The following is a 22106-nucleotide window of genomic DNA, read 5'->3' as shown; positions in this document are numbered from 1 at the left end:
ATGCAACCAACCGAGCGGCCTTCGGGTCGCATTATTGACGAACTGCGCCAGCGTGTCGCCCGTCGTTACCCGTCGGGCGGCTGCGGGGTGAAGGAGCTGAGCTGCGCGCTGCCGTGGCTCAGCTTTATTCGCATCGAACAGCCGACTCTGCTCAATCGCGGGATGCTTTCGCCATCCATGTGCATGGTGCTGCAGGGCAGCAAAAAAATGCTTATCGGTGACAACGTCATGGAATACGGTCCCGGCAGCTATTCGCTGGCAGCCGTGGATATGCCGGTGTCCGGGCAGGTGACCCGCGCGAGCGAAGCCGAGCCTTACTACGGCGTGCGCATCGACCTTGACGGGAAAGAAATTGCCGACCTGATCATGAACATGAATGTGGTGCTGCCGGACGGCAACGGGGAGAAAACAGGGGCCTGGGTCGCCGCCGCGGAAGAAGAGCTCCAGGGCGCTTTTCTGCGCCTGGTCACGCTGCTGGACAACCCGCAGCATCTGCATGCCCTTGCGCCGCTCATCAAGCAAGAGATTCTCTACCGGCTGGTCATCGCTCCCGCCGGGGCTTCATTCTGGAAACAGGCGCTGGGCTGGGCGCAGGGCAAAGGCGTGGGGGAAGCCATTAACTGGATCAAACAGAATTATGCTGAGCCGCTGGTCATTGATGAGTTGGCGAAGCGCGTCGGCATGAGCGCTTCCAGCCTGCATCACCGCTTCAAAGCTCTGACGATCATGAGCCCGCTGCAGTACCAAAAACAGCTTCGCCTGCTGGAGGCCCGCCGGCGTTTATTGAGCTGCGAAGGCGATGTGGCCAGCGTCGCCTGGAAGGTGGGCTATGATTCCCCCTCCCAGTTTAACCGGGAGTATCGCCGGGCATTTGGCGCGTCGCCGCTGCAGGACATTGATGCCCTGCGTCAACAGGGCACTTCGTTCTAAGCCGTTTTCCGCGCCACAATAAACAGGCGGGGGAACGGCATCAGCACGTTGCCGTCATGCTGCTTGCGGTAGGCGCGCTGCAGCAACTGGTGATAGCGCTCAAGAAACGCCTCCTGCTGAATGGCGTCCAGCCCGTTCAGGTAAGGGCGCAGGCCCGTCGAGCTTAACCATTCAATGATGGCGCGGGCGGACGGCATAACGTGGAAATACGTCGTGCGCCAGATATCCACCGTGCAGCCGCTTTCGGCCAGCAGATCGTAATATTCCTGAGCCGTTAGCAAGGCTTCGCGGCTCGAGCGCGAGATCCCCAGTTCGTCGGCAACCTGGCGCATCAATGTATGCGTGGGCTCCTGCCAGTTATCGGGCATTTGTACCGCCAGCACGCCACCGTCTGCCAGCTGAGCGGCGAGATGCGGGAAGAGCTGTTTATGGTTGGCTATCCACTGCAGCGAAGCGTTGGCGAAAATCACATCCTGTTTCACGGCGGGCTGCCAGGTGGCGATATCTGCCTCTTCAAAGCGGCAGTCTGGCAGCGCGGCACCGGCTTTGGCGAGCATCGCGGGAGAGTTATCCAGCCCGGTAATCGAAGCTTTTGGCGCCAGATTACGCAGCAGCGCCGTGGAGTTACCGGGGCCGCAGCCCAAATCGGTAAAGGTGTTTGCGCCAGGGTGGTTAATTCGGGCAACCAACTCAGCGGCCGGGCGGGTTCGTTCAGTTTCAAACTGCAAATAGAGCGCGGGGTTCCAGTCCTGCATCGTTTTATCCTCGTTGCTTTGCTAACATTGCCGACAAATTATTTTATACGCTATTGAAGGTAACGCATGGCTAAACATCCGGTTGGCAAATATTTGAGACTAGAGCTCACCCATAACGACAATGATCTGCTGATTTATGTGGTGAAGGGCAGCCGCATCGAAGACATGCCGCCTGACGAAGATAAGGATTATCCGGGGGAAATGCACCTGGCGATGCCGAAAATGAACCGGGAGCTGGACGCCGAGCTGGCGCGTTTGCTGGAGGAAGCATCCGGTGGCGACGTTATCGTGATCATCTGTGCCGCTGACAGCGTGTTTGAGCACGGTTTTTCGCAGGTCAGGGCGCTGCGTAAATAACATCCGTTACCCGGCGGCAGGCCGGGTAACTTTTAGCCATCAGTGTAAGCCCAGGCGGAATAATTCCGTCGGTTCAAATTGCCCTTCACAACCTTCCACTTCCACGCATTTGCTGCGGCGAATTTGCTCGGCATTTTTACCTTCACCGTGAATGGCTTTAATCAGCCCGGTTTTGCCTGTGCCGTTAATCAAAACGCGGCTGCCGGTGGTAATGGCATTCCTGTTGCGGTCCCAGGTCATCATCATGTTGAGTACACCTCTTAACGAATGAAACAGTTTAACCGGAGCCTATTTAAGGCCGATACGCGGCAGGATTCATTAATCAGAATCAAATTGTATGATGAATTGGTTATTATTTTGCGATGAGTAAAGTGGACAGAATGATTTCCACCAGGCGGTTTTTCTCCATAATCAACGCAAGCGAAACGGCTGGTTACGTATTGCTGGTTTAGAATATGATTTTAGACACACTCTTTTGGCATAGTGATTAACCTGTATTGTCAGGAGCTTACTATGGAACGTCGCCATTTTATTACCTGTGTTACCGCCGGATTGCTCGCGGCTAAAGCGGGCGTCTCGTTTGCTGCATCAGGCGTGAAGCGTTCGGTTATTCCGCTGTGGAAAGGCACGCCACCGGGCGGTGGTGGGCCGACAGGGAGTATTCAGACGTCGGCGCGCGGGGCGCAGAGCAATATTGCGCTCCCGATTCTGACCGTGATTGAACCCGAATCACCTAATGGTCAGGCCGTGCTGGTGGCTGCCGGCGGGGGCTATAAGCGCATTGAAATGGGGTCAGAAGCCTGGCCCGCAGCGGAATGGCTGGTGGCGCGGGGATATACCGCGTATGTGCTGAGCTACCGTTTGCCGTCGGAAGGATGGACTGATGGCAATCTGGTTGCCTTGCAGGACGCGCAGCGCGCGTTAAGAATCGTGCGCGATCGTGAGCATAACGTCAGCGTACTGGGCTTTTCCGCCGGTGGGCATCTGCTTAGTCTGGCCGCTACGCGACCCGATTACCGCTCGTATCCAAAGCAGGATCGTTTAGACGATAAACCCGCCTTTGCCGACCGGGCGGCGTTAATTTATCCGGTGATTACGCTGGAAAAACCTTATGAGCACACCTCTACGCATAAAATTCTGGTCGGCAAAGATGCTTCATCAGCCGAGAACGCTGCCTGGTCCGTGCAGAATTATGTCACCCCGCATTCGCCGCCGTTTTTCCTGGTCCAGGCCGAAGACGACCCAATTTCCGACCCGCAGAATACGTTAATTATGGCCGCGGCCTGTGAGCAGCAGCATGTGCCGGTAGAAATGCACCGCTACAGCAGCGGCGGCCACGGTTTCGGCATGGGAAAACCTGGTACACCGACCGTGAAATGGCCCGATCATTACGCGAAATGGTTGGCGAAAAGTTAGTGTCGGATCGTTATCTGAAATAAGTATTACGCACGCCCCTCAAGAAATTTCCCCGCAATCCGATATCCATAGGGATGTATTTCGGCAGGATGCCGTTTCCCATTCCCAATGATGGCACGCAAATAACAATTAACTTTACGTGGTCAATATGGATATCAACGAAAAAATCAAAACCTTTGGTGAGGCTCTTAAAAACCGGCTCGATTCGTCACTCATTGACTTCGCGCTGGAATATATCGACTTCTCAGAAAATGTACTGGCTTTTGAAACGCTGTGTGGACATATCGCAAATTATCAGGTGCGTATTAGCCCTGATGAGTACAGGCAGGTACTGGATATTGCGGGGTTATTGGAGATCGATAATCAATATACTGAAATCGATCCCCTGAGAAATTTATTAAATTAAACCCTTTCGGTGTTAAGGATATCCAGCCTCAGGGTTGGATTATCCTTAGTGCTGATAAAATATATCGCCAGCCATTGCCTGAAGGATCTTGCCTTCGGCGTCGGTAATTAAGACATAATTGCCGCCCATGTAGGTCCAGTGGCTACCGGCCTGTGGCGCAGGGAGATGGCGAAGCTGCCAGCTTTTGATGTTATAGGGTTCGGTCCGGTAGATGTCGGGCGCAATGTCGCCGATCTTGTACATTTTGAAATCTGAGGAGAATTCTTTCAGTTCATAGGACTGTGCCGACGTGCCCGGTGCCGTCGCCTTTAGCTGCTTATCACCTGAATAGGCAAAGGCCAGAGAGGGCAGCGCGCCCGCGAGCCATACCGCTGTTAATACCGCTACTTTTGTTGACTTGCGCATAAATTCTCCAGAGTGAATCCAGTCTGCTTTTGTTGATTCCGTATAGGAAGACAACAAATTGTGCCGATTTACTCATTACGCGCTGTATTTTTTTGTTAGCAAATCCTCCACCGCGGTGGCGCAGAAAAGAAAACGCCTCCCGGAAAGTTTATTTCGCGAGAGGCGTCGTAGGTGGGGGAAGGTCACCGTTCATTAGTCATCCCATTTGTGGCTAAACCAGGCGGCAAGAAAACCGGAAAATAAGATGAATCCCAGTACTGCCATAAATACGTTCATGTTCCCTAACATAGTTAATCCTCCAGATTACTGCATTTCTATAGAAATACCTCGCGTGATAAAAAAGGGTTTACTCAGATGAGTGGAGCTATCATACCGTACACAACTTAAACAATCCCTAACCGCTGGTAAATTATTCGTTTTGTAAAGTAAATGCGTTTCTGTATGTGGCGGGAGACGTTCGAAGATGTTTCCGGAAGTGATGACGCAACGTCGCCGCTGAGCCAAATCCCGTCTGTTCGGCAATATGCTCTATCGGCAGTGTGCTGTTTTCCAGCAGCTCTCGGCAGCGTTTAAGGCGGGTTTGCAGCAGCCAGGCGGCGGGCGTGCTGCCCGTCGCGGCTTCGAAGCGGCGTAAAAAAGTTCTCGGGCTCATGCCGACATAGGCGGCCAGGCTTGCCACGGAGTGCCGCTCGCTTAAATGGCGCTGCAGGTGATCAAACAGCGGCGCAAACCGCTCACCTTCGTACTCTACGGGGACGGCTTGTTCGATAAACTGCGCCTGGCCGCCCTCGCGATGAGGCTGCACGACTAAGCGCCGGGCAACGCTGTTGGCCGCTGCGGCACCAAAATCCCGGCGCACCAGATGCAGGCCGAGATCGATGCCCGCCGCGCTGCCCGCCGAGGTCAAAACATCCCCGTTATCCAGATAAAGCACGTCCGGGATCACTTTGATCGCCGGGTAACGCGCCTGCAGCGCTTCCGTGTAGCGCCAGTGGGTGGTTGCCCGCTTGCCATCAAGCAGGCCAGTTGCCGCCAGCACAAACACGCCGGAGCAAATGGACATCAGACGTGCACCGCGCGCATGTGCCGCCCGCAATGCCGCAATAAGCGACTCTGGCACGGGTTGATCGATCCCGCGCCAGCCAGGAACCACAATCAAACTGGCTTCAGCCAGCAAATCCAACCCGCCATCAACTGCCAGGCGAATACCGCCCATCGCCCGCAGCTCGCCAGGCTCAATGCCGGCGACGGCAAAGCGATACCAATTCTCACCCAGCTCGGGGCGCGGCAGGCCGAAAATTTCTACGGCAACGCCGAATTCGAACGTGCAAAGGCCGTCGTAAGCCAGCGTGACGACAAGAGGGTTTTTAGGCAGGGAGGCTAATTTTGTCATGATATTTACGCTAATCGTCATTCGTGCCAGCTGTCAAGCATCCGTCGCGGCGTCAGAATCAAAGCTCAAACCAAAAGGAGATAAACATGAGCTACGTGACTGACCACCCTGCTGCAGCCTCAGAAACCGTCGCCGCGCATTACCTGCACAAACTGTCGCTTGAAACCGACTGTGCCGACGTCAACGCGGCGATCCAGAGTGGCGATCCAGATTTTGTGCTGCTGCACGTGGTGGGTTCTGATGAAACATTTGCCCGACGGCACCTGCCGGGGGCTATTCATTTACCCCATCGACTTATCACCGAATCCCGCATGGCTGAATGGCCCGAGGACACGCTGTTTGTGGTGTACTGTGCCGGGCCGCACTGCAACGGTGCCGACCGGGCGGCACTGAAACTGGCACAGCTCGGCAGGCTAGTGAAGGTGATGCCGGGCGGCATCACCGGCTGGAAAGATGAAGGTTTGCCTTTCGCCTAAATCAGCGCGCGGAGCACCATATCACCGCCAAGCAGAACGAGGCAGATCAGGAAGCCGCGCTTGAAGGCTAATGGGCTGATGCGCCTGCGGATACGCTGGCCTGCAAACAGGCCGATAAGCGCGGCGACAACCGCCATGACGGACGTGCTAATGGCGATTTCCTGTAGCGCGCCGTGCCACCAAAGCCCGGCGGCCAGTGCAAGGGTTGAAAAGGTAAAGGACAGCCCGAGTGCCTGCACCAGTTCATCGCGCTCAAGCCCAAGCGACTGAATATAGGGCACGGCGGGGATCACAAACACGCCCGTGCCACCGGTCAATAAACCGGTGAGGAGGCCGATCAGCGGCGAGAGCCAGCGCTCGTGGCGGGCGGGAACGTGCAGCGGCCTGGCAAACAACGTCCATAAGGCATAGACGATCAGGGCAATGCCCAGCGCCACGGTGGTTGCATGACTACTGCCCGAGGCCAATAAACTGCTGCTGCCAAGGGTACCCAGCACAATGGTTAGCATCATCGGCCACAGGCGTTGGAGCAATGCCGCCAGGTTGCCCCCTTCATAAAGCTGGAAAATATTGGTCAGGAAAGAGGGTAAAAGCAGCATGCCAGCCGCCGCCACCGGGGAGATCAATGACCCCAGAATCCCCATGGCGACGGTAGGTAACCCCATCCCCGTGACGCCCTTGACGGTGCCAGCGAGCACAAAAGTAGCGGCAATGGCAAGGCTCAGGCTGAGATCATTCATTAGCGTTTTCCTTATGTGCGTGGCGGCTATCCTGCGGAGCATGTTCGCGCTCAAACATGCCGTAATCGCGGATCACGTCCGCCACCCTGAGCCGGTAATCGCTAAAGACCGAGTGGCGGCCCTGGCGCTGAACGCTGCGGTGTAATTCCTGATTGCGCCATTGCAGCACGGCGGCCTCATCGCGCCAGAACGAAAGCGACAGGATTTTTCCGGGTTCGCTAAGGCTTTGAAAACGTTCAATGGAAATAAACCCATCAATATCGGCAAGCAGGGGTTTTAGCTCTGCCGCCAGTTCAAGATAGCGGCTATAGTGTCCTTCTGCAGGCAGGACTTCAAAGATTACGGCGATCATCAGGTTGCTCCTTATTGTTATCTCCTGCTAACCCTAATCCATCGTCAGACAGGACGCTTCGCTGAGCATCGAAATATGGAAACAGATTTTCTCGAAACCCGGCTTGCCGCCGTTGCCGCCGCCATTGCGGACAAAACCCGGGCCAGCATGCTGTGCGCGTTAATGGATGGCCGGGCCTGGACGGCAACTGAACTGAGCATCATGGCTAATGTGGCACCGTCCACGGCCAGCAGCCATCTGGCAAAGTTAATGGAGCAATCGCTGATTGCCTGCGTGCAGCAGGGGCGACATCGTTACTACCGGCTTCACAGCAGCCAAATTGCCGGGGCGCTGGAAGGATTAATGGGGCTGGTTGGCCGCGATGACGCGACTATGCGCACCAAAACTCCCGGCAATCTTCGCTACGCCAGAACCTGCTATGACCATATGGCGGGAGAGATCGCCGTGGCACTCCATGACGCATTATTTCGCCTTCGCTGGCTGGAGGGGGAAGAGTATGTGGTCACCGCCAGGGGGGAAGAACAATTGCTGCTTCTGGGAGTAAACGTGGAAAGCGGGGCCTCGCGCCGGCGCTACGCCTGCGGCTGTCTGGACTGGAGTGAAAGACGCGAACATCTGGGAGGGCAGCTAGGCAAAGCGTTGCTGCATACCTGCGAACAAAAAGGGTGGATGCGGCGGGATCTGGTCAGTCGTGAGCTGCACGTGTCCGAGAGCGGGAAGCGCAAGCTGGCAGGATTGTTTGGCGTGGCGTTTTGACAGAGTTGTCACCTCTCCCTAAAGGGAGAGGGTTAGGGATAGGGTAAAATCAGCTCAGCCGATAATGCCGGTTCGGCTGCAGCGCCTCTGGCTTCTCCACCTCATCGTTCATATCCCGTAAATCACGCTCAATCGCCACGCAAATAGCATCCAGCGGCAGGTCGTTGTCCTCGGTACCAAAGGGATCTTCCAACTCTTCAGCCAGCGAGTCGAGGGAAATAAAGGTATACGACACAAACACGGAAACAAACGGTGTCATGTAGTGGAGGTCGGTCACCAGAGCAAACGGCAGCATGATGCAGAAGATATACACCGTGCGGTGTTGAATCAGGCTATAGGCGAAGGGCATCGGCGTAGAAATAATGCGTTCGCAGCCGCCGGACACCGCCGACAGTTCGTTCAGATGATTATCCAGGCTGCGCCATAGCACGTCGGAAATCACGCCTCGCTCGCGCTGCTGGTTCAGCCAACTGCCCATCAGCATCAAAATACGGTTACACGGCGCATGGCTTGCGCTGACCCAGGCCAGATCCTGCGGGCTCAGGTAACGACTAAGCGTTTCCTGCTGCGGCTTTTTGCGCAACGTCATGCGCAGGCTGTTGCAGAAGGCGACCTGTAAATTCACAAACCGCTGCACCGTTTCGGGCTGATCCCCCGCCAGCGTTTTCACCTCGCGTAACAAAGAGCGCGACGTGATGGCCAACTGGCCCCACAGCAGACGCGCTTCGTTGAAGCGTGCGTAGCAGGCGCTGTTGCGGAACCCGAGAAAAATGGCGATAGCCACGCCGAGAATGCTGAATGGCGCGATGGTGAGCTTGATTCCGAGGGTTTCGTACCACGGCAGGAAAAAAATAACGCTAATAGAAAGCAGCAGATTCAGCAGCAGGCGGGAATAAATCTTTTCCAGCACTGAGCCGTGCCAGACGAAGAGGCGAGCCAACCAGTGTTGATGCGGGCGAACGATCATGATGAGTAACAGACTAGTAACAAGAGACTGTATTTAACGGCAGACTGTGACGCAGATCAATCTTTATCGCTACAGAAACTTAACAAAGGCTACCCCAAAGCGCGTTGAGGTAGCCCCAGGGTTATCAGGCGAGTTTAAACACTGAAACCGACTCATTGAGCCGCTGCGACTGATCTTTTAGGGAATGCGCGGCGGCAGAGGCCTGCTCAACCAGCGCGGCATTTTGCTGGGTGACCACGTCCATTTGCAGCACGGCCTGATTAATCTGCTCAATGCCGCGGCTCTGCTCATCGGTAGAGACGGCAATCTCAGCCATCAGCGTGGTGACCTGGGTAATCGACGTAGCGATGCGTTTCATGCTTTCCCCGGCCCGGTTGACCAGCTCGCTGCCGTTGGTGACCTGCTGGCCGGACAGCTCTATCAGCTCTTTAATTTCTTTTGCCGCCACGGAAGAGCGTTGGGCGAGATTGCGTACCTCCGCTGCGACCACCGCGAAACCGCGACCTTGCTCCCCGGCTCGTGCGGCTTCCACCGCCGCGTTAAGGGCAAGAATATTGGTCTGGAAGGCGATGTCTTCGATGATGGAAATAATGCTGTCGATTTTGCCGGAACTGGTTTCGATATTGCGCATAGAGCCGATAACCTGGTCGACGATTTGCTGACCTTCGCTGGCCGCCGCGCGCATGCCGTTAGCCAGCGTATTGGCCTGATGCGAGCTTTCTGACGTCCGTTTAACCGTGACGGTCAACTGTTCCATGCTGGCCGCCGTTTCACCCAGCGACGCCGCCTGCTCTTCGGTGCGAGCGGACAGGTCGGTATTACCCGCCGCAATCTCTTCTGATGCATAGCCGACGGTGGTGCTGGACTCGCGTACCTGGCTGATGATTTCGGTGAGCGACAGGCGCATTTGCTCGAGGCTGTGCATCATCTGGCCGATTTCATCATTGGATTTGATATCAATGGAACGGTGCAGCAGGCCGTTGGCAATTTCAGCGCAGTGTGCCTTCGCGGTGTCCAGCTCTTTGAGGACGCGAACTTTCAGCAAAACAAACACGGCGGCAAGAATCGCGATAAACAGCGCGGCAAACAGGCCTATGGCGACAAAACTCGACTGAAAACCTGCCTGCGCGTCGGCGTTGAGCTGGTGTGCGTGTTGCTCCCGGAATGCCAGCAGCTTATCCAGCGTGATTTCGAACCCGCGATCGAGCGCCGGGATGGCGCCCGTGACCAGTTCCGCGCTGCGGGCTTTGTCATTGGCCTGGGCGGCCTCTAACAGAGGCAGCAGCCCTCCGTCACGATAGGCGAGCCAGGCGGCTTTATAGTCATCGGCGAGCGCTTGTTCCCCGGACTGCTTCGTCGCTTCAAGGTAAGCCTTAAAGCTGGTGTCTGCTTTACCCAGCGCTTCTTTTGCCCCAGCCAGGCTCTGGCTAGCCTGCTCGGCGTTACCGGATTCCATCTCCTGAATGGCCTGCATGGCGCGAACGCGCATCGTGCGGCTGTGGTTAATGGGGTCAATGACGGATAACACTACGCGTATTTCGCTGTTGACGTCATTGAGGGCATGGTTGCTGCGGGTAAGAGACCAAATATTGGACGCCGTGCTGGCGAGAAAAATAAGCAACAGCGTGCTGAAAACCAAAATCGAAAAACGCCTGACTGACATACTAAATCCTTAAGTCGGTGAAATATTCTTATCCCAGGCCGCGCTGAAGAGCATTCAACACTGCTGGCTGTAGGGTTATCGGCAGCAGGAAGGGGATATTTACCGGGCGGGAAATTTAGAGCACAAAGTGTAATCTTACTGTCATCTGGCTATTTTATAACTCCGGTACCTCAACCACCGATATGTATAAAAACCATGAAATTAAAAACACTTGCCTTACTTTGCAGTACCGTATTCCCTCTGGCTGGTCACGCTGCGGATGCGCAGGTTGAACGTTACGTTGTCACGTTTCCGCAAGGGGACAGCGTGGCCTACAAAGGTGAATACGCCGCTAACTTCCCGCATGGACTGCCGGTAGGCGTTGGCTCGGGCCTGACCTTTATGGGCAAGCAGGGCGACGACCTGATCTTTACTACCGTGACGGATCGCGGGCCCAATGCTGACTCGCCGAAAGCCGGGAAAAAAGAATCCAAGATTTTTGCAAATCCTGACTTCACGCCGCTGCTGATGACCATCCGCGTGAGCAACGGTAAAGCCGAAGCTATCGACGCGAAGCCGCTGCATGATGCGCAGGGGCAGATTAGCGGGCTGCCGCTGCCAGAAGGGCTGATTGGCGCAACCAATGAAATTGCCCTGAGCGATACGCTCCAGAAGTTGAAGAGTGACCAGCGCGGGCTGGACACAGAAGGCATCACGCCGGACGGCAAGGGCGGTTACTGGCTGTGCGACGAGTACGGCCCGTTCGTTATCCATGTGGATGCTGACGGCAAAATCCTGAAAAAATATGGCCCGCAGGCTGAGCACGGTGAACAGGGCGTGGCGGGCGGATTGCCGAATATTGTCAAATGGCGCCAGCCTAACCGTGGGTTCGAAGGCATCACCCGCATGCCGGATGGCCGGATTATTGCGGCGGTGCAGAGCACGTTGGATATTGACGGCAAAACCAAAAACAGCGCGCAGTTCACGCGTCTGGTCAGCCTCGACCCGGCGACCGGTAAAACCGAAATGTACGGCTACCCGATCGACGTGGACGTCTATAAAAAAGCCAAAGATGCCAAAATTGGCGATATCGTGGCGCTGGACAACCACCGCCTGCTGCTGATTGAGCAAGGCGGTGACAAAAACAAACAGATGCGCAACCTGGTCTACGTGGTTGACCTGAACGGCGCGTCCGATCTGACCGGGTTCGATAAAGAAAAAGCCCCGGAGTTTGATGATGCTGAGCAACTGAAGGCGCGCGGCATCAAGCTGGCGAGCAAAAAAGAGGTTGTCGACCTGCGCAAGCTGGGCTGGCAGCAGGAAAAAGCCGAAGGCATAGCGCTGATTGATAATCAGACGATTGCCGTGATCAACGACAACGATTTTGGCCTGCAGGCCGTGCTGGCGAACGCCGATGACTACCAGGTGGACGGCAAAGGTCACCTGCTGAAAGACGGCGCGGAAGTGGCGACCAAAATTGAGCTGAAGCCGCTGGAAAAACCAGAATCACAAAACGATTTCTGGGTGATTAAGCTGCCCGAACCCCTGAAGTAATTTTTGCCCTTGCTCCTTTGTCGCCTGCGGCAGAGGAGCAAGCCAATGATGCCAGGCGGGCCAGGCGCATTTTAGAGAAAGGAGTGGCAGGAAAATACGGTATACTGTATATAAACACAGTTATTGTAAGAAAAGGGAATGCTGATGCAAAACTTCTTCTCCGCCACGGCGCAATGTCGGGTGCGCTATCTGGATTTACCCGGCGGGGGTGTGCCGCTCCTGTTCATTCATGGCCTTGGCTGCGCTTCCTCTTATGACTATCCCCGCGTGGTCAGCGATCCGGCATGGAGTTCCCGGCGTAGCATTCTCATCGATCTCCCCGGCAGCGGGTACAGCGACAGGCCGCGATCTTACGGCTACAGCACCCGTGAGCAGGCAAGTGTCGTGGGCGAACTGGTGGATCATTTAGGGTTAAATCGCTTTTTTCTTTACGGGCACAGCATGGGCGGCAGCATCGCCATTGAAGTGGCGGCGTCGATGCCAGGGAAAATCGCAGGATTGATGGTGTCGGAGCCCAATTTCCGCGCCGGCGGCGGGATGTATAGTCGCATGATTGCCGCGCAGACCGAAGACGAATTCGTGGCTCATGGTTACCAAAAAGCAATCGCGGCTAACGCGGCAAATCCGTGGTCCGGCAGCTTGCATAATAGCGATCCCAGTGCTGTATGGCGCGCCGCAGTTAGTCTGGTAAGCGGCATCGAACCGGACTGGTATCAGCTTTTTGCTCAGCTAAAAATCCCCAAAACGCTTATTTTCGGTGAGCTTTCGCTGCCGGATGAAGATTTCACCGCTTTCCAGCAGGCCGGGGTGACGACCGCCATCGTACCGAGCGCCGGGCACTCTATGTCCTGGGAAAACCCCGCCGGACTAGCCAGGGTGCTCGCCGAGCAGTGCAGGGCGTAATAAAAAAGCCATCCCGAAGGATGGCTTTTGGTGACAGACGAAGAGGAAAAAACGTGGTTTTTCCCTCTTCGTGGTTATCAGCCGAAAATCAATGAATTGATTTTCCTGTTTCTTTTGACGGATCGTCTTGTATTTCTTCTATTGATAGAGGTTTGTCAGCGGCCTGAAAGCCATCCCGAAGGATGGCTTTGGCTTTAAATCGCTAACTTTTTATTTAACGCCTCAATTTCTTCCCGCCACTGTTTTTGCAGCGCAGGTTTCTGGTGCTTTTCCTTGCGCGCCACGTCCTCCGCCAGCTTTTCCTCCAGCTCGATAAGTCGTTCCAGCAGCGCATCGCTTTCTCTATAGCGCGTTGCTTGCTGGATAACTTGCTCTGGCTGGGATTTCACTTCGGTCAGCGGCAGCCCGCTTTCCTCTGTGGTCAGCAGGGCGTACAGCGCGTCCAGGTCGTTCCATTCGCTCAGCACGCCGTTATCCACCAGCCAGAAGCGGTTACAGCCTTTGGCTATCAGCTCGCGGTCGTGGGTCACTAACAGCACGCCACCTTCAAAGGTTTGCAGCGTTTCCGCCAGCGCCTCTTTACCTTCCATGTCCAGGTGGTTGGTCGGTTCATCCAGCATCAGCAGGGAGTAGCGGGCCAGCGTCAGGCCAACGAACAGCAGACGCGAACGCTCTCCGCCGCTCAGCGTACTGACGGCTTGCTGGTGTCGCAGCCACGGAAATCCGGCGCTGATTAACGCCATTTTCCTGTCCTGTTCGCTGAGAGGGGCAAACGGCTCCAGCGCCTCCAGCAGCGAATCACCGTCGTTAAGCTGGTGCAGCGTCTGGTCGTAATACCCCAGATGCACCCGAGGATGCAGGCGAATCGCGTCCTCACGCTCTGACTGCTGGTACTGTTGCCAAAGCAGGCGCAGCAGAGACGACTTGCCGCAGCCGTTTCGGCCTATCACCGCCACGCGGTCGCCGCTTTTCACTCGCTGCAACGGCAGGGTGAATAGCGGTTCACACTCCGGCGCAGGCCGAACGTTTAGCGCTTCCAGCTCCAGCAGTCTGTCGGCAATCAGCGCTTCACCTTTCAGCTTAAGCTGCCACTGGCTGCCCGCCGTGAGCTCAGTTTGCTCGTCCTTCAGCCGGTCAATGCGCTTTTCCATCTGCTTGGCTTTTCGGGAAAGGTCTTCGTTGTCGTAGACCCGGCCCCAAATTGCCAGCCGTTTGGCGCTGGCAGTAATACGGTCGATTTCCTTTTGCTCCGCCTGATGGCGGTGGGCATCGGTTCTGTCCCGTTCCTCCAGCGCACTGCGCGCCTGAGAACACGGCAGCGCAAAGAAATGCAGCGAACGATCGCGCAAAATCCAACTGCCGTTGGTGACGTTATCCAGCAGGCTGCGGTCGTGCGAGACCAGCACGAAGCTGCCGCTCCAGCCGCGCAGGAACTGTTCCAGCCACAGCAGCGTGGGCAAGTCCAGGTGGTTACTGGGTTCATCCAGCAGCAGTAAATCTGGTTCACTAATTAGCGCTCGCGCCAGCAGCAGGCGAGTATGCTGCCCGCCGCTCAGCGTGCCGGAAGTCAGCCGCCAGTCCGTTTCGCTAAAGCCCATACTTGCCAGCAAAGCCTCCGCCCGCCAGCATTCGCTATCTCGCTGGTTTTCCTCAATTTGCGCCAGCACAGCATCGAGCATGGTCATCGTATTAAGGCTTTCCGGCAGATGCTGTTCAACCCTTGCCATCAGGCAGCTAGCCGCCCGCGTCACCGAGCCGCTGGTGGGCGAAATAGTGCCGTCCAGCAGTTTCAGCAGGGTACTTTTGCCACAGCCGTTATGACCGATCAGGCCAATACGGTCGCCTTTTTTCAGGGTAAAAGTGATGGACTCCAGCAGCGAACCGAAAGCGGTGTCGAGGTGCAGAGATTGGGCGGTTAATAAAGTGCTCATATGTGCTTACTCAAGAGTTATGGCGTGCAAACGCCTCGTCGTATAACGCTGATGATAACCCGGTAAGCCCGAGAGAAGGGATTCAGTAAGTTTCTTCGCTCAAGCCGAAGTTATCGCAGCACGGAACCGATAACGCTTGAGCAGAGACGATCGCCAAAAGTATGCGAACGGTTAAAGCGCTCACAAGACATCATGGGGATCCTCCTTATATATGTTGAGTGAATGGGTGGGCGGATTGTAGCGGGAAAGTTAATGGGTTACCACCTGCCAGAATTTGTTACGAATGCATTCGACGGCGGCGTCGCTGCTTACCCTCTCCCTGGAAGGGAGAGGGAATAGATGACCTATTGTTTTGACCTGTTGTTTCTCCCACGCCCCTTGGGGAGAGGGAATAGATTGCGTTCTGTTCTGACCTTTTATTTTCCCCCTATCCCCTTTGGGGAGAGGGTCGGGGTGAGGGACTGGCGCCCCAAATTCATCCCAGCAGCTTCACCAGCGTCTGCCGCTGCTTCTCATTAATATCCAGCGGGTTTTGATAGCCGATATTCTCCGTGGCCCGGGTATATAGCGCGACCAGCCAGTCGTAAACGTAGCTGGCGTTGCCGCGCGTTGGCTGCTCGCCCAGTTTTGTCAGTCGACGGCTGATATCCGCTTGGGCAGGGGGGGCAAACACGGCCTGGCCTTTATTGACCCGGCTTGCCGGGCGAGCGGAAACCGGCACGCTGGCGTAGCCCAGCCAGGCAATAAAATCACCCAGCACCGTGCTGGCACGGGAAATATCCAGCTCAAGCCCGGAGTCGCCGTTTTGCATGCTGCGTTCCAGCCCCATCGGCACATCCAGCCGGTAGCTGGCGACGATCAGCGTGTTGCACAGCGCCTGAAGCTGAACGCTGTCCAGGCCAAACTGGTGTGCGGCTTCCCGACGCTGGCCCAGCAGACGCAGGTGGTTAACCCAAAGCCGGTGCACGGCGCGGGCGTAGCTGATGCCTTCGGTCTGAGGGGCAACATGCTCGGCCGCGTCGGCAAACAAGTCTATCTCCAGCGCAAAGCCTTCCGGTTTAGGCTGATGCTGCTGTTGGTGCTGCAGCCAGATCTGCTGCAGAGCATCCCGGGATGGCACCAGGCTTGCCAGCAAATCACCGTGCTGGGTCGCTCGGGCCTGCAGAGCACGCACCAGATCTTCTGCCTGCTGGCGAGCCTGCTGTGGGGTGGCCTGCTGCGCGTCAATAAAGCGCTGGAACAGTTCGACGATTTGCGTTTCCAACTCACCGCGTAGGGCGGCGAGGCGCTGTTCACGGCGGGTGGGATTTAGCGCATCGGTTAGCCATTCCAGCAGGCGATGCATGTTTCTGCTGTCCAGCGCCTGCAGCGTGCCCCAGCGCTTGCCCGGGTTGCCAATCAGGCGCTGAACGCCGTCGTCCAGGCTGGCACCAAGCGTAAAGCGGGCGTCAAACGGCGTGATGGCCCAGACCAGGCCCGGCAGCGAGCTGTGCCCCGGGCTTTGGGTGCTGTCTACCCACCATGCCAGCGCTTTCCCCGTCGCCTGAACTTCACTGCGTTCGCTGACGGCGTTACACACCAGCAGCGTGTCCGGCTGAAGCCGGGTGGTGTACCAGCTAAGCTGACTCGCCGGGATATCCAGTAAATCCACGTTGCTCAGCGCAGTCGGCTGGCTGAGGGTGAAAATAACCTCGGCGCACAGCAGCGCGAGGTCGTTCTGCGGCAGACTGAGGTGAGAACCAGGCTGGTTTCCCACCAGCGGGCAAACCATCACATCCGCCTGTTCTGGTGCGTCTTCCGGGCCGGAAGGAATGAGAAAACCTTCGGCAGGCAGCAGGAAACTGTCCACCACGAGGCTTGCCGGAGCCAGAACCTGTTCCACGCAGCCCAAATGCTGCAAGGCCTGCGCCAGCCGCAGCCAGGTTTCCGTCAGGGCGCTATCTTCGCCCCACAGCAGGGCGAACAGCAAGGCGCGATCTTCTGTCGAAAGATAAGGTGCAAGCTCGGCGATGCGGTAAACCAGGCGCTCATCCAGGTGATGCTGACGGCGCTGGAGACGGTGGTAGCCGTACAGCAGATCGGCCGTTTGCTCACGGGTTAATCCTGGTGCAGCGGCAGACAGACGGCGGGACTCCAGTTCGGTCAGCCGCAGGGCAACCGCGCTTGACGTTGCCAGACGGGGCGCGTCAGAGGCGTGATACCTGTTGATAAACTGCTGCGCCAGTTCGGCCTCGCTAAACAGCGTCAGCAGCAGCGGGTAATTCTCTACTTCAGGCGGCCGTTGGGCGCTGAAGCGCACCGCCATCGCCGCTGGCGTATGGCCTGGGTTGATGTGCGTCAGGTAGTCCAGCCGTTTATCACCGAGCTGAATATCAATGCGGCTATTCGGGCTGCCCTGCAGGGTATTCAGCAGATGATTTTTGCCGTCCAGGGCGTGGCCATAAATGCCTAGCGTCAGCGGAGCGTCCTCCAGCGCGCTGATGCGACGGTGGCGTTCGCTCAGCTGTTGGAGGCGCGCCAAAAGACTGTCCGCTTCATTGTCGAGCAGCGGAGAGAAAGTGCGGGTCATCTGAACCCAGTTCACCAGATGGCTGAGCGTGGTAGTTAACTGCTTCATTTTTGGTATACGCTCCCGCTGTCTATCCAGTAATGCGTCGCCCCGCTGTAGCTGCCGGCGAGGGTATTCAGTTTAAAACTCAGTTGTTCGAGGGGGACTTTGCTGCCGTCCGACAGCCAGGCTTCGGCAAGGCTGAATGACTCGGCCTCGCGGGTCTGCTTCAGGCGCACGTTCAGCACGCCGTCTCCGGCAATTGATTTCGCCAGCTGCGGCGAGTTGATTGCCAGCGTGTAGAGCGGCGTGGCTGGCCAGCGGGCGTTATCCAACTGACGGAAGCCCAGGCAGGCGTTGCCGCGCAGCGGGAAGTGGACTCGGGTGTCCAGGCTTGCCTGCGGGCTGTCGAGATCGATATCCCGGTACCAAACGTTGTCTTCCAGCAGCCGGTCGTTGCCGTCCAGCATGCCCAGGTAGCGCACGGTGGAATAGGCCTGAATATCGGCGGCTTTAAAGTTAAAGCTCGGCAGGCGCAGATCCATCGCCAGGCTGCACAACATCGCGCCCACCGCGGCGGTAGATTTCGGGTTACCGATGCGTCCTTGCTGGCTGAACGGATACCACTCGTGGGTCTGGTAGTTATCGAGCCAGACAATGCGGTTAACCGGTACCGGCTGCAGGTGACGCAGAAGCGCCTGTACGCCAGGCAGACAGCCAGGGCGACCGGTGACTAACAGCACGTCGCAGCAATAATGGTTGATCACTTCGCACAGCGCCTGCAGCGGCGCGGTGAGGGTAAACTGGCCCGCCAGCAGTGCATCCTGCAGCGCGGCAATTTCCGCCTGCAGCGGCACGCTCATGATGTCAAACTGCGGCGCGTCGGCTGGCAACTCATGCTGCACGGCCTGCTGAACGTAGTTGATCACGTTGCGGGTTGGCTGCTGGGTCAGTAACTCGCCGAAGGTTGCTTCCAGCACCGAATCCGGCTCTTCCGGGTCGCTCTCTTCCCAGAAAGAAAGCACTGCATGGCCAAGCGGAATAAACAGCTGGAGCGCAGTTTGCTGGCGTAGCGTGGCGCGGGTGTCCATGCGGCCGGATTCCCCAAACAGCGTGGTCATCAGGCCTGGCGCGTCAGCTACGCCCGCTTTGTGGATGTGGGCTTGCAACGCAGGCAGGACGCAGCGCTGAATCACGTCCAGCAAAATATCGTCCCCGGCGACTTTAAAGCCTTCACGGAACAGCAGGCGCGGCGCGATTTTCACGTTGCTGCCCACGCCGTCGTCCAGTTGATACTGGGTGATCGCCATATCGGTTGTGCCGCCGCCGATGTCAATCGACGCCACGCGCAGGGTTTTGCCGACGGGTTCGTCCGGCGTCAGGGTGCGGTCAGGGCGGGCGAGGCTTTCAAAGAAGCGCCCGGTTTGCCCGGCGTAGTTCACCAGCGCCTCGTTATACAGCCAGACCAGCTGGCCGCAGGTGGCTTCGTCCCACTCCATCTGCACTTCCGGCACCGGCACGATACTTTTCTTTTTGTCTCGCTCGAGGGTGAAGCCTTCGTCGGTCGGGTGCCAGTCCATCGCTTTCCACACCAGGCCGACCGCCTCCTGCATACGCTGGCGGAACAGCTCGCGTTCCGGTTTTGGCATAGCGGAAGGTAAAGTCAGAATCAGGTTGCGCAGCTGGCGAGGCGAGGTCGGGTGCCCCATGCTCTGGCGGGAGCCGATACTGTTGATTTGCATCAGCGCCTGGGAGAGCAACTCGCACAGCATCAGAGTCATCAGCGAGCTGCGGCTGTACTGCGGCGAAAACACCGGCAGACGTTCATCCATCGGCAGGGCATACAGCGGCTGGCCGTCGTCGTTCATCAGGTTCATCAGCGGGAATGCGGTCGCCAGCGGCTCACGCTGGGTTTTCACGCCCATCTGGCTGAAGCGCCAGTCCTGGCTAGCTGGCGTGACGTCCCACAGGTAGCGGCGCGGGCTGGAGATCCCGCTGGCGCCTTCGGTACCCAGGCGAGCGCAGGCCATACGGCGAGCTTCGTCGCCTACGCGGGCAATAGAAGGCCAGACAAAGGCGTCGTCGCGCCCGCTTTCAACGGAGAAATGCTGCTTGCCAAATTTTGCCTCGCTGAACTCCAGGCGGCTGGTAAACATCGCGTCGTTGATCAGCTGTGGTTCGCTCAGGGAGCGGATCTGCAGCTCGGCCGTCTGGCGCAGACCGTCGTTTTCTTCGCCGTGATCTTCGATCAGGACGCCACAGGTGTGGGTGTTCCCCACATCCAGCACTAGATCTACGTCAATCGGCGGGGATTGCAGCGTGGCGGTGACGATCTTCACTTCCGGCACGGCGAGCTGGTTGCCGATAAGCTCCAGAATATTCAGATAGTGAGCCTGATATTCAAAGGCTTTCATAGCGGCGGCGAGCTCACGCTCGGTGCGCTCTTCCACGCGGGTGGCAAACTGGGTGAAGGTTTCGCGCAGCCAGCCGTCCACCCAGGTCTGGTCGAGAAAATCTTTGATCTCGTGGTTGTGCCAGGCCAGCGCAAAACGGGCCCCGTTGCGGACGTCGTTTTCCGTCGGTGCCAGATGCGCGGCGGGGTGATCGTCCGCGTAAATTTTGCTGTCCAGCGCGATGCTGATGCGCACCGTATTCCCGGCGGAATCGGGCGTCTCCAGAACACGCACCTGCACGCGGGCCCAGTTATCCGGTCCACCCACAAAGGTACGCGGCGGGTTAAAGCGCAGGAACGGCAGCGGCAGCCAGGTTTTGTCCATCACCCGCAGGGAGTGGCCAAGCGTAATGGTGCTTTCGGGTTTCACCACTTCTGGCGCGGTGCCGTTTTCGCCCGGTAGGGTAAATTTCCCGGGCACAACATCGTAATCAAGGCGTAACAGCGGGCCGTTGGCCGTCTGGCGCACAAAGCGCCCGGCGTGGGCGGCGTTAGTCTGCGGCGCAAGACCAAAGTCCAGGAACTGAATGCCGCTGTCTTTGATGAGCGTGACGCTCGGCTTGTAGTGAAAAAGGGTCGCCAGCATGATCAGTTACTCACTTTTCGGAAGGTGATCGGTATGACTTTGTCGCCTTCATAGCGGCCGGTGCAAACGGCGGCGCCGTTGCTGCCGGTTTTACAGGTCACTTCCGGCATCGGGTAGCGGCTGCTGTCGCTGCAGCGCGCGCTGCCGCGGGTTTTAATCATTAGCGCGCCGTTTTGATGCAGGCCGGAAAACACCTCAGCTTTACAGACAATGTTATCGCCGTGCACCAGGCGCACCGTGCCTTTGTTGTTGGCTATCTGGTAGCGCAGGCTTGGCGCTTTACCGGTGATCGGGTCACTGAAATCGATCTGTGCTCGCCAGGTACCGTTGAGGAATTTAGTGGAGCCAATTTTCACGGCTTCTGCCGGTAGAATTAACGCATTTTTCGGCACGTCTGCGGCAACGGTAATTGGCTCAGAATTTTCTTCCGGCGCGGCAACCGGCGCTTGCTCAGGTTTAGGCTTAGGCGGCACCACAATTTCGGCTGGCGTCAGCGGCAGGGTGGTTTTGGCCACATCGACGGCCTGTATTGGCGCTGGCGCAATAGGTTTAGGCGGGACTTCGGCCTGGGCGGTTGCGACCGGCGCGGTCTGGCTCCCGCTAAGCAGCAGATAACCCACCGGGGCCGCAATGGCAACGGCAATCACGGCGGCGACCGGCAGCAGCCAGCGGCGACGAGGTTTCGCGGCTACGGCGACAGGTTCCGGGCTCGGGGCCGGTTTTTCTTCTTCGGCTGCGGCTTTTTTCACTGCGGTGAGGCTATAAACCGGAGAATCATCATCCACCTGAACCGCCATCGGGGCTTCAAGCAGCGGCTTTTCTGGCTCGCTAATTTCTACCGGCAGTGGCTCTGGCTCCGGCATCGTTTCTTCAGGGATAAACGCAATTTCAGGCTCGCGTGATTCCACCACCCGCAGGCATTCCAGCACATCGTCCCGTGCGCCCTGGTTAAGATTCACGAACCCCCAGAAGGTGATCACCGGCTTGCCGTTCACCAGGTAGACGTGCTGGCTGCCGGGGAACTGCAGAGCTTTTTCCAGCAGTGCGCCAAAGAGGCGAATTGAGGTTTTCTCCGCCTGCTGGCAGCGTGAGCTGAGCGAGGCTACGTTGGATAAGCAATTATCCAGATAGCGAAGGGCGGTGCGGCGCTCTTCGTCGCTGGCGGCTGCCCAACTGGTGACGCTGCCTTCCTGAGGCGCATACCAGTCAACGCGGTCGCCTTCGTCATTGGGCTGGGGAATGGCCAGCGCGTCGGCGACGGCCTGCTGTTTACGAAGGCGTAATGTTTCGCGTATTTGAAACGCGGAATCAAACACTGCCTGACCGTTTTCGCCCAGCGCGAGAAAGTCATCCAGGCATCCGCTGCGCAATAATGTTTTTGCCACGTCATCAATCCTGCTGTTAACGGCTCACCCGAGAGCCATCTTCACGCTTTACAGTTTAACGAAGCGGCCCTAAGTCAAACGGCAGAAGAGACGGCAAAATGGGTAAATTATCTGGCTATTAGACAAAATGAGGCGGTAAGATGCGGGCGATA

General features: G+C 57.3%; 22 protein-coding genes. 9 read left to right on the top strand and 13 right to left on the bottom strand.

Annotation, left to right across the window (positions count from 1 at the left end; genetic code table 11):
* Positions 1 to 930 carry an AraC family transcriptional regulator gene (locus ACR6JA_RS07270; RefSeq protein WP_494493218.1) on the top strand — a complete coding sequence of 310 codons (930 nt, stop codon included), beginning with the start codon at positions 1 to 3 and terminating at the stop codon, positions 928 to 930.
* Here ACR6JA_RS07270 and tam read toward each other — a convergent pair.
* The gene (gene tam / locus ACR6JA_RS07265) at positions 927 to 1685 is read right to left on the bottom strand and encodes a trans-aconitate 2-methyltransferase (RefSeq protein ID WP_213713990.1); all 759 of its coding nucleotides are present in this window, start codon (positions 1683 to 1685) and stop codon (positions 927 to 929) included. The two genes, ACR6JA_RS07270 and tam, sit on opposite strands and share 4 nt — an antisense overlap.
* A gap of 66 nt (positions 1686 to 1751) precedes the next feature.
* Between tam and ACR6JA_RS07260 the strand changes: the two genes are divergently transcribed.
* On the top strand, positions 1752 to 2042 hold the full coding sequence (locus ACR6JA_RS07260) for a hypothetical protein (protein ID WP_213713993.1): 291 nt from the start codon (positions 1752 to 1754) through the stop codon (positions 2040 to 2042).
* A gap of 39 nt (positions 2043 to 2081) precedes the next feature.
* Here the strand turns inward: ACR6JA_RS07260 and ydfZ are convergent, their stop codons facing one another.
* Positions 2082 to 2285, bottom strand: a complete 204-nt coding sequence (ydfZ, locus tag ACR6JA_RS07255; protein ID WP_039296773.1) for a putative selenium delivery protein YdfZ — start codon at positions 2283 to 2285, stop codon at positions 2082 to 2084.
* Between the two features lie 270 nt (positions 2286 to 2555).
* On the opposite strand from ydfZ, the gene ACR6JA_RS07250 reads away from it, so the two are divergent.
* On the top strand, positions 2556 to 3458 hold the full coding sequence (locus ACR6JA_RS07250) for an alpha/beta hydrolase (protein WP_494493217.1): 903 nt from the start codon (positions 2556 to 2558) through the stop codon (positions 3456 to 3458).
* A gap of 148 nt (positions 3459 to 3606) precedes the next feature.
* Positions 3607 to 3864, top strand: coding sequence for a MafI family immunity protein (locus ACR6JA_RS07245; protein WP_008459113.1), 258 nt, complete (start codon positions 3607 to 3609; stop codon positions 3862 to 3864).
* A 45-nt stretch (positions 3865 to 3909) separates the two neighbouring features.
* On the opposite strand, the gene ACR6JA_RS07240 is transcribed toward ACR6JA_RS07245, so the two are convergent.
* The 3 genes from ACR6JA_RS07240 to ftrA all read right to left on the bottom strand — a co-directional run bounded on the left by ACR6JA_RS07240 (position 3910) and on the right by ftrA (position 5683).
* Complete coding sequence (locus ACR6JA_RS07240) at positions 3910 to 4269, bottom strand: RcnB family protein (RefSeq protein ID WP_008459111.1); 360 nt, start codon at positions 4267 to 4269, stop codon at positions 3910 to 3912.
* A gap of 192 nt (positions 4270 to 4461) precedes the next feature.
* Positions 4462 to 4557, bottom strand: a complete 96-nt coding sequence (gene mgtS, locus ACR6JA_RS07235) for a protein MgtS (RefSeq protein WP_008459108.1) — start codon at positions 4555 to 4557, stop codon at positions 4462 to 4464.
* 121 nt (positions 4558 to 4678) lie between these two features.
* Positions 4679 to 5683: a transcriptional regulator FtrA gene (ftrA, locus tag ACR6JA_RS07230; RefSeq protein ID WP_494493216.1), complete on the bottom strand. Its 1005-nt coding sequence runs from the start codon at positions 5681 to 5683 to the stop codon at positions 4679 to 4681.
* A 65-nt stretch (positions 5684 to 5748) separates the two neighbouring features.
* On the opposite strand from ftrA, the gene ACR6JA_RS07225 reads away from it, so the two are divergent.
* Complete coding sequence (locus tag ACR6JA_RS07225) at positions 5749 to 6138, top strand: rhodanese-like domain-containing protein (RefSeq protein WP_213714002.1); 390 nt, start codon at positions 5749 to 5751, stop codon at positions 6136 to 6138.
* Here ACR6JA_RS07225 and ACR6JA_RS07220 read toward each other — a convergent pair.
* On the bottom strand, positions 6135 to 6878 hold the full coding sequence (locus tag ACR6JA_RS07220; RefSeq protein WP_166992658.1) for a sulfite exporter TauE/SafE family protein: 744 nt from the start codon (positions 6876 to 6878) through the stop codon (positions 6135 to 6137). The two genes, ACR6JA_RS07225 and ACR6JA_RS07220, sit on opposite strands and share 4 nt — an antisense overlap.
* Positions 6871 to 7230, bottom strand: coding sequence for an antibiotic biosynthesis monooxygenase family protein (locus ACR6JA_RS07215; protein ID WP_494493215.1), 360 nt, complete (start codon positions 7228 to 7230; stop codon positions 6871 to 6873). The genes ACR6JA_RS07220 and ACR6JA_RS07215 overlap by 8 nt, the downstream gene beginning before the upstream one ends.
* Positions 7231 to 7305: 75 nt before the next feature.
* On the opposite strand from ACR6JA_RS07215, the gene ACR6JA_RS07210 reads away from it, so the two are divergent.
* A complete protein-coding gene (locus ACR6JA_RS07210) occupies positions 7306 to 7986 on the top strand; it encodes an ArsR/SmtB family transcription factor (RefSeq protein WP_008459096.1) in 681 nt (226 codons plus the stop codon).
* A 49-nt stretch (positions 7987 to 8035) separates the two neighbouring features.
* On the opposite strand, the gene ACR6JA_RS07205 is transcribed toward ACR6JA_RS07210, so the two are convergent.
* Both ACR6JA_RS07205 and ACR6JA_RS07200 read right to left on the bottom strand, forming a co-directional pair.
* Entirely contained in the window at positions 8036 to 8953 is a 918-nt protein-coding gene (locus ACR6JA_RS07205; protein WP_213714008.1) for a bestrophin family protein, read from the bottom strand.
* Between the two features lie 124 nt (positions 8954 to 9077).
* The gene (locus tag ACR6JA_RS07200; protein WP_494493214.1) at positions 9078 to 10616 is read right to left on the bottom strand and encodes a methyl-accepting chemotaxis protein; all 1539 of its coding nucleotides are present in this window, start codon (positions 10614 to 10616) and stop codon (positions 9078 to 9080) included.
* A 195-nt stretch (positions 10617 to 10811) separates the two neighbouring features.
* Here ACR6JA_RS07200 and ACR6JA_RS07195 point away from each other — a divergent pair, with 195 nt between their 5' ends.
* From ACR6JA_RS07195 to ACR6JA_RS07185, 3 genes are all read left to right on the top strand, one after another.
* A complete protein-coding gene (locus ACR6JA_RS07195; RefSeq protein WP_494493213.1) occupies positions 10812 to 12149 on the top strand; it encodes an esterase-like activity of phytase family protein in 1338 nt (445 codons plus the stop codon).
* 144 nt (positions 12150 to 12293) lie between these two features.
* On the top strand, positions 12294 to 13052 hold the full coding sequence (locus ACR6JA_RS07190) for an alpha/beta fold hydrolase (protein ID WP_494493272.1): 759 nt from the start codon (positions 12294 to 12296) through the stop codon (positions 13050 to 13052).
* Positions 13053 to 13082: 30 nt separating this feature from the next.
* Entirely contained in the window at positions 13083 to 13250 is a 168-nt protein-coding gene (locus tag ACR6JA_RS07185) for a hypothetical protein (protein ID WP_494493212.1), read from the top strand.
* Here ACR6JA_RS07185 and ACR6JA_RS07180 read toward each other — a convergent pair.
* The 4 genes from ACR6JA_RS07180 to ACR6JA_RS07165 form a co-directional block, all read right to left on the bottom strand.
* Positions 13247 to 14983 carry an ABC-F family ATP-binding cassette domain-containing protein gene (locus ACR6JA_RS07180; RefSeq protein ID WP_494493211.1) on the bottom strand — a complete coding sequence of 579 codons (1737 nt, stop codon included), beginning with the start codon at positions 14981 to 14983 and terminating at the stop codon, positions 13247 to 13249. The two genes, ACR6JA_RS07185 and ACR6JA_RS07180, sit on opposite strands and share 4 nt — an antisense overlap.
* A gap of 475 nt (positions 14984 to 15458) precedes the next feature.
* Complete coding sequence (locus ACR6JA_RS07175; RefSeq protein WP_494493210.1) at positions 15459 to 17600, bottom strand: virulence factor SrfC family protein; 2142 nt, start codon at positions 17598 to 17600, stop codon at positions 15459 to 15461.
* On the bottom strand, positions 17597 to 20569 hold the full coding sequence (locus ACR6JA_RS07170; RefSeq protein WP_494493209.1) for a virulence factor SrfB: 2973 nt from the start codon (positions 20567 to 20569) through the stop codon (positions 17597 to 17599). The genes ACR6JA_RS07175 and ACR6JA_RS07170 overlap by 4 nt, the downstream gene beginning before the upstream one ends.
* 2 nt (positions 20570 to 20571) lie before the next feature.
* Positions 20572 to 21954, bottom strand: a complete 1383-nt coding sequence (locus tag ACR6JA_RS07165; protein ID WP_494493208.1) for an SrfA family protein — start codon at positions 21952 to 21954, stop codon at positions 20572 to 20574.
* Positions 21955 to 22106: the final 152 nt, after the last annotated feature.

The organism is Cedecea sp. B1(4), assembly GCF_059414925.1.
The sequence above is the reverse complement of the archived record's forward strand: the minus strand, read 5'-3'. Positions and strand labels throughout refer to the sequence as shown.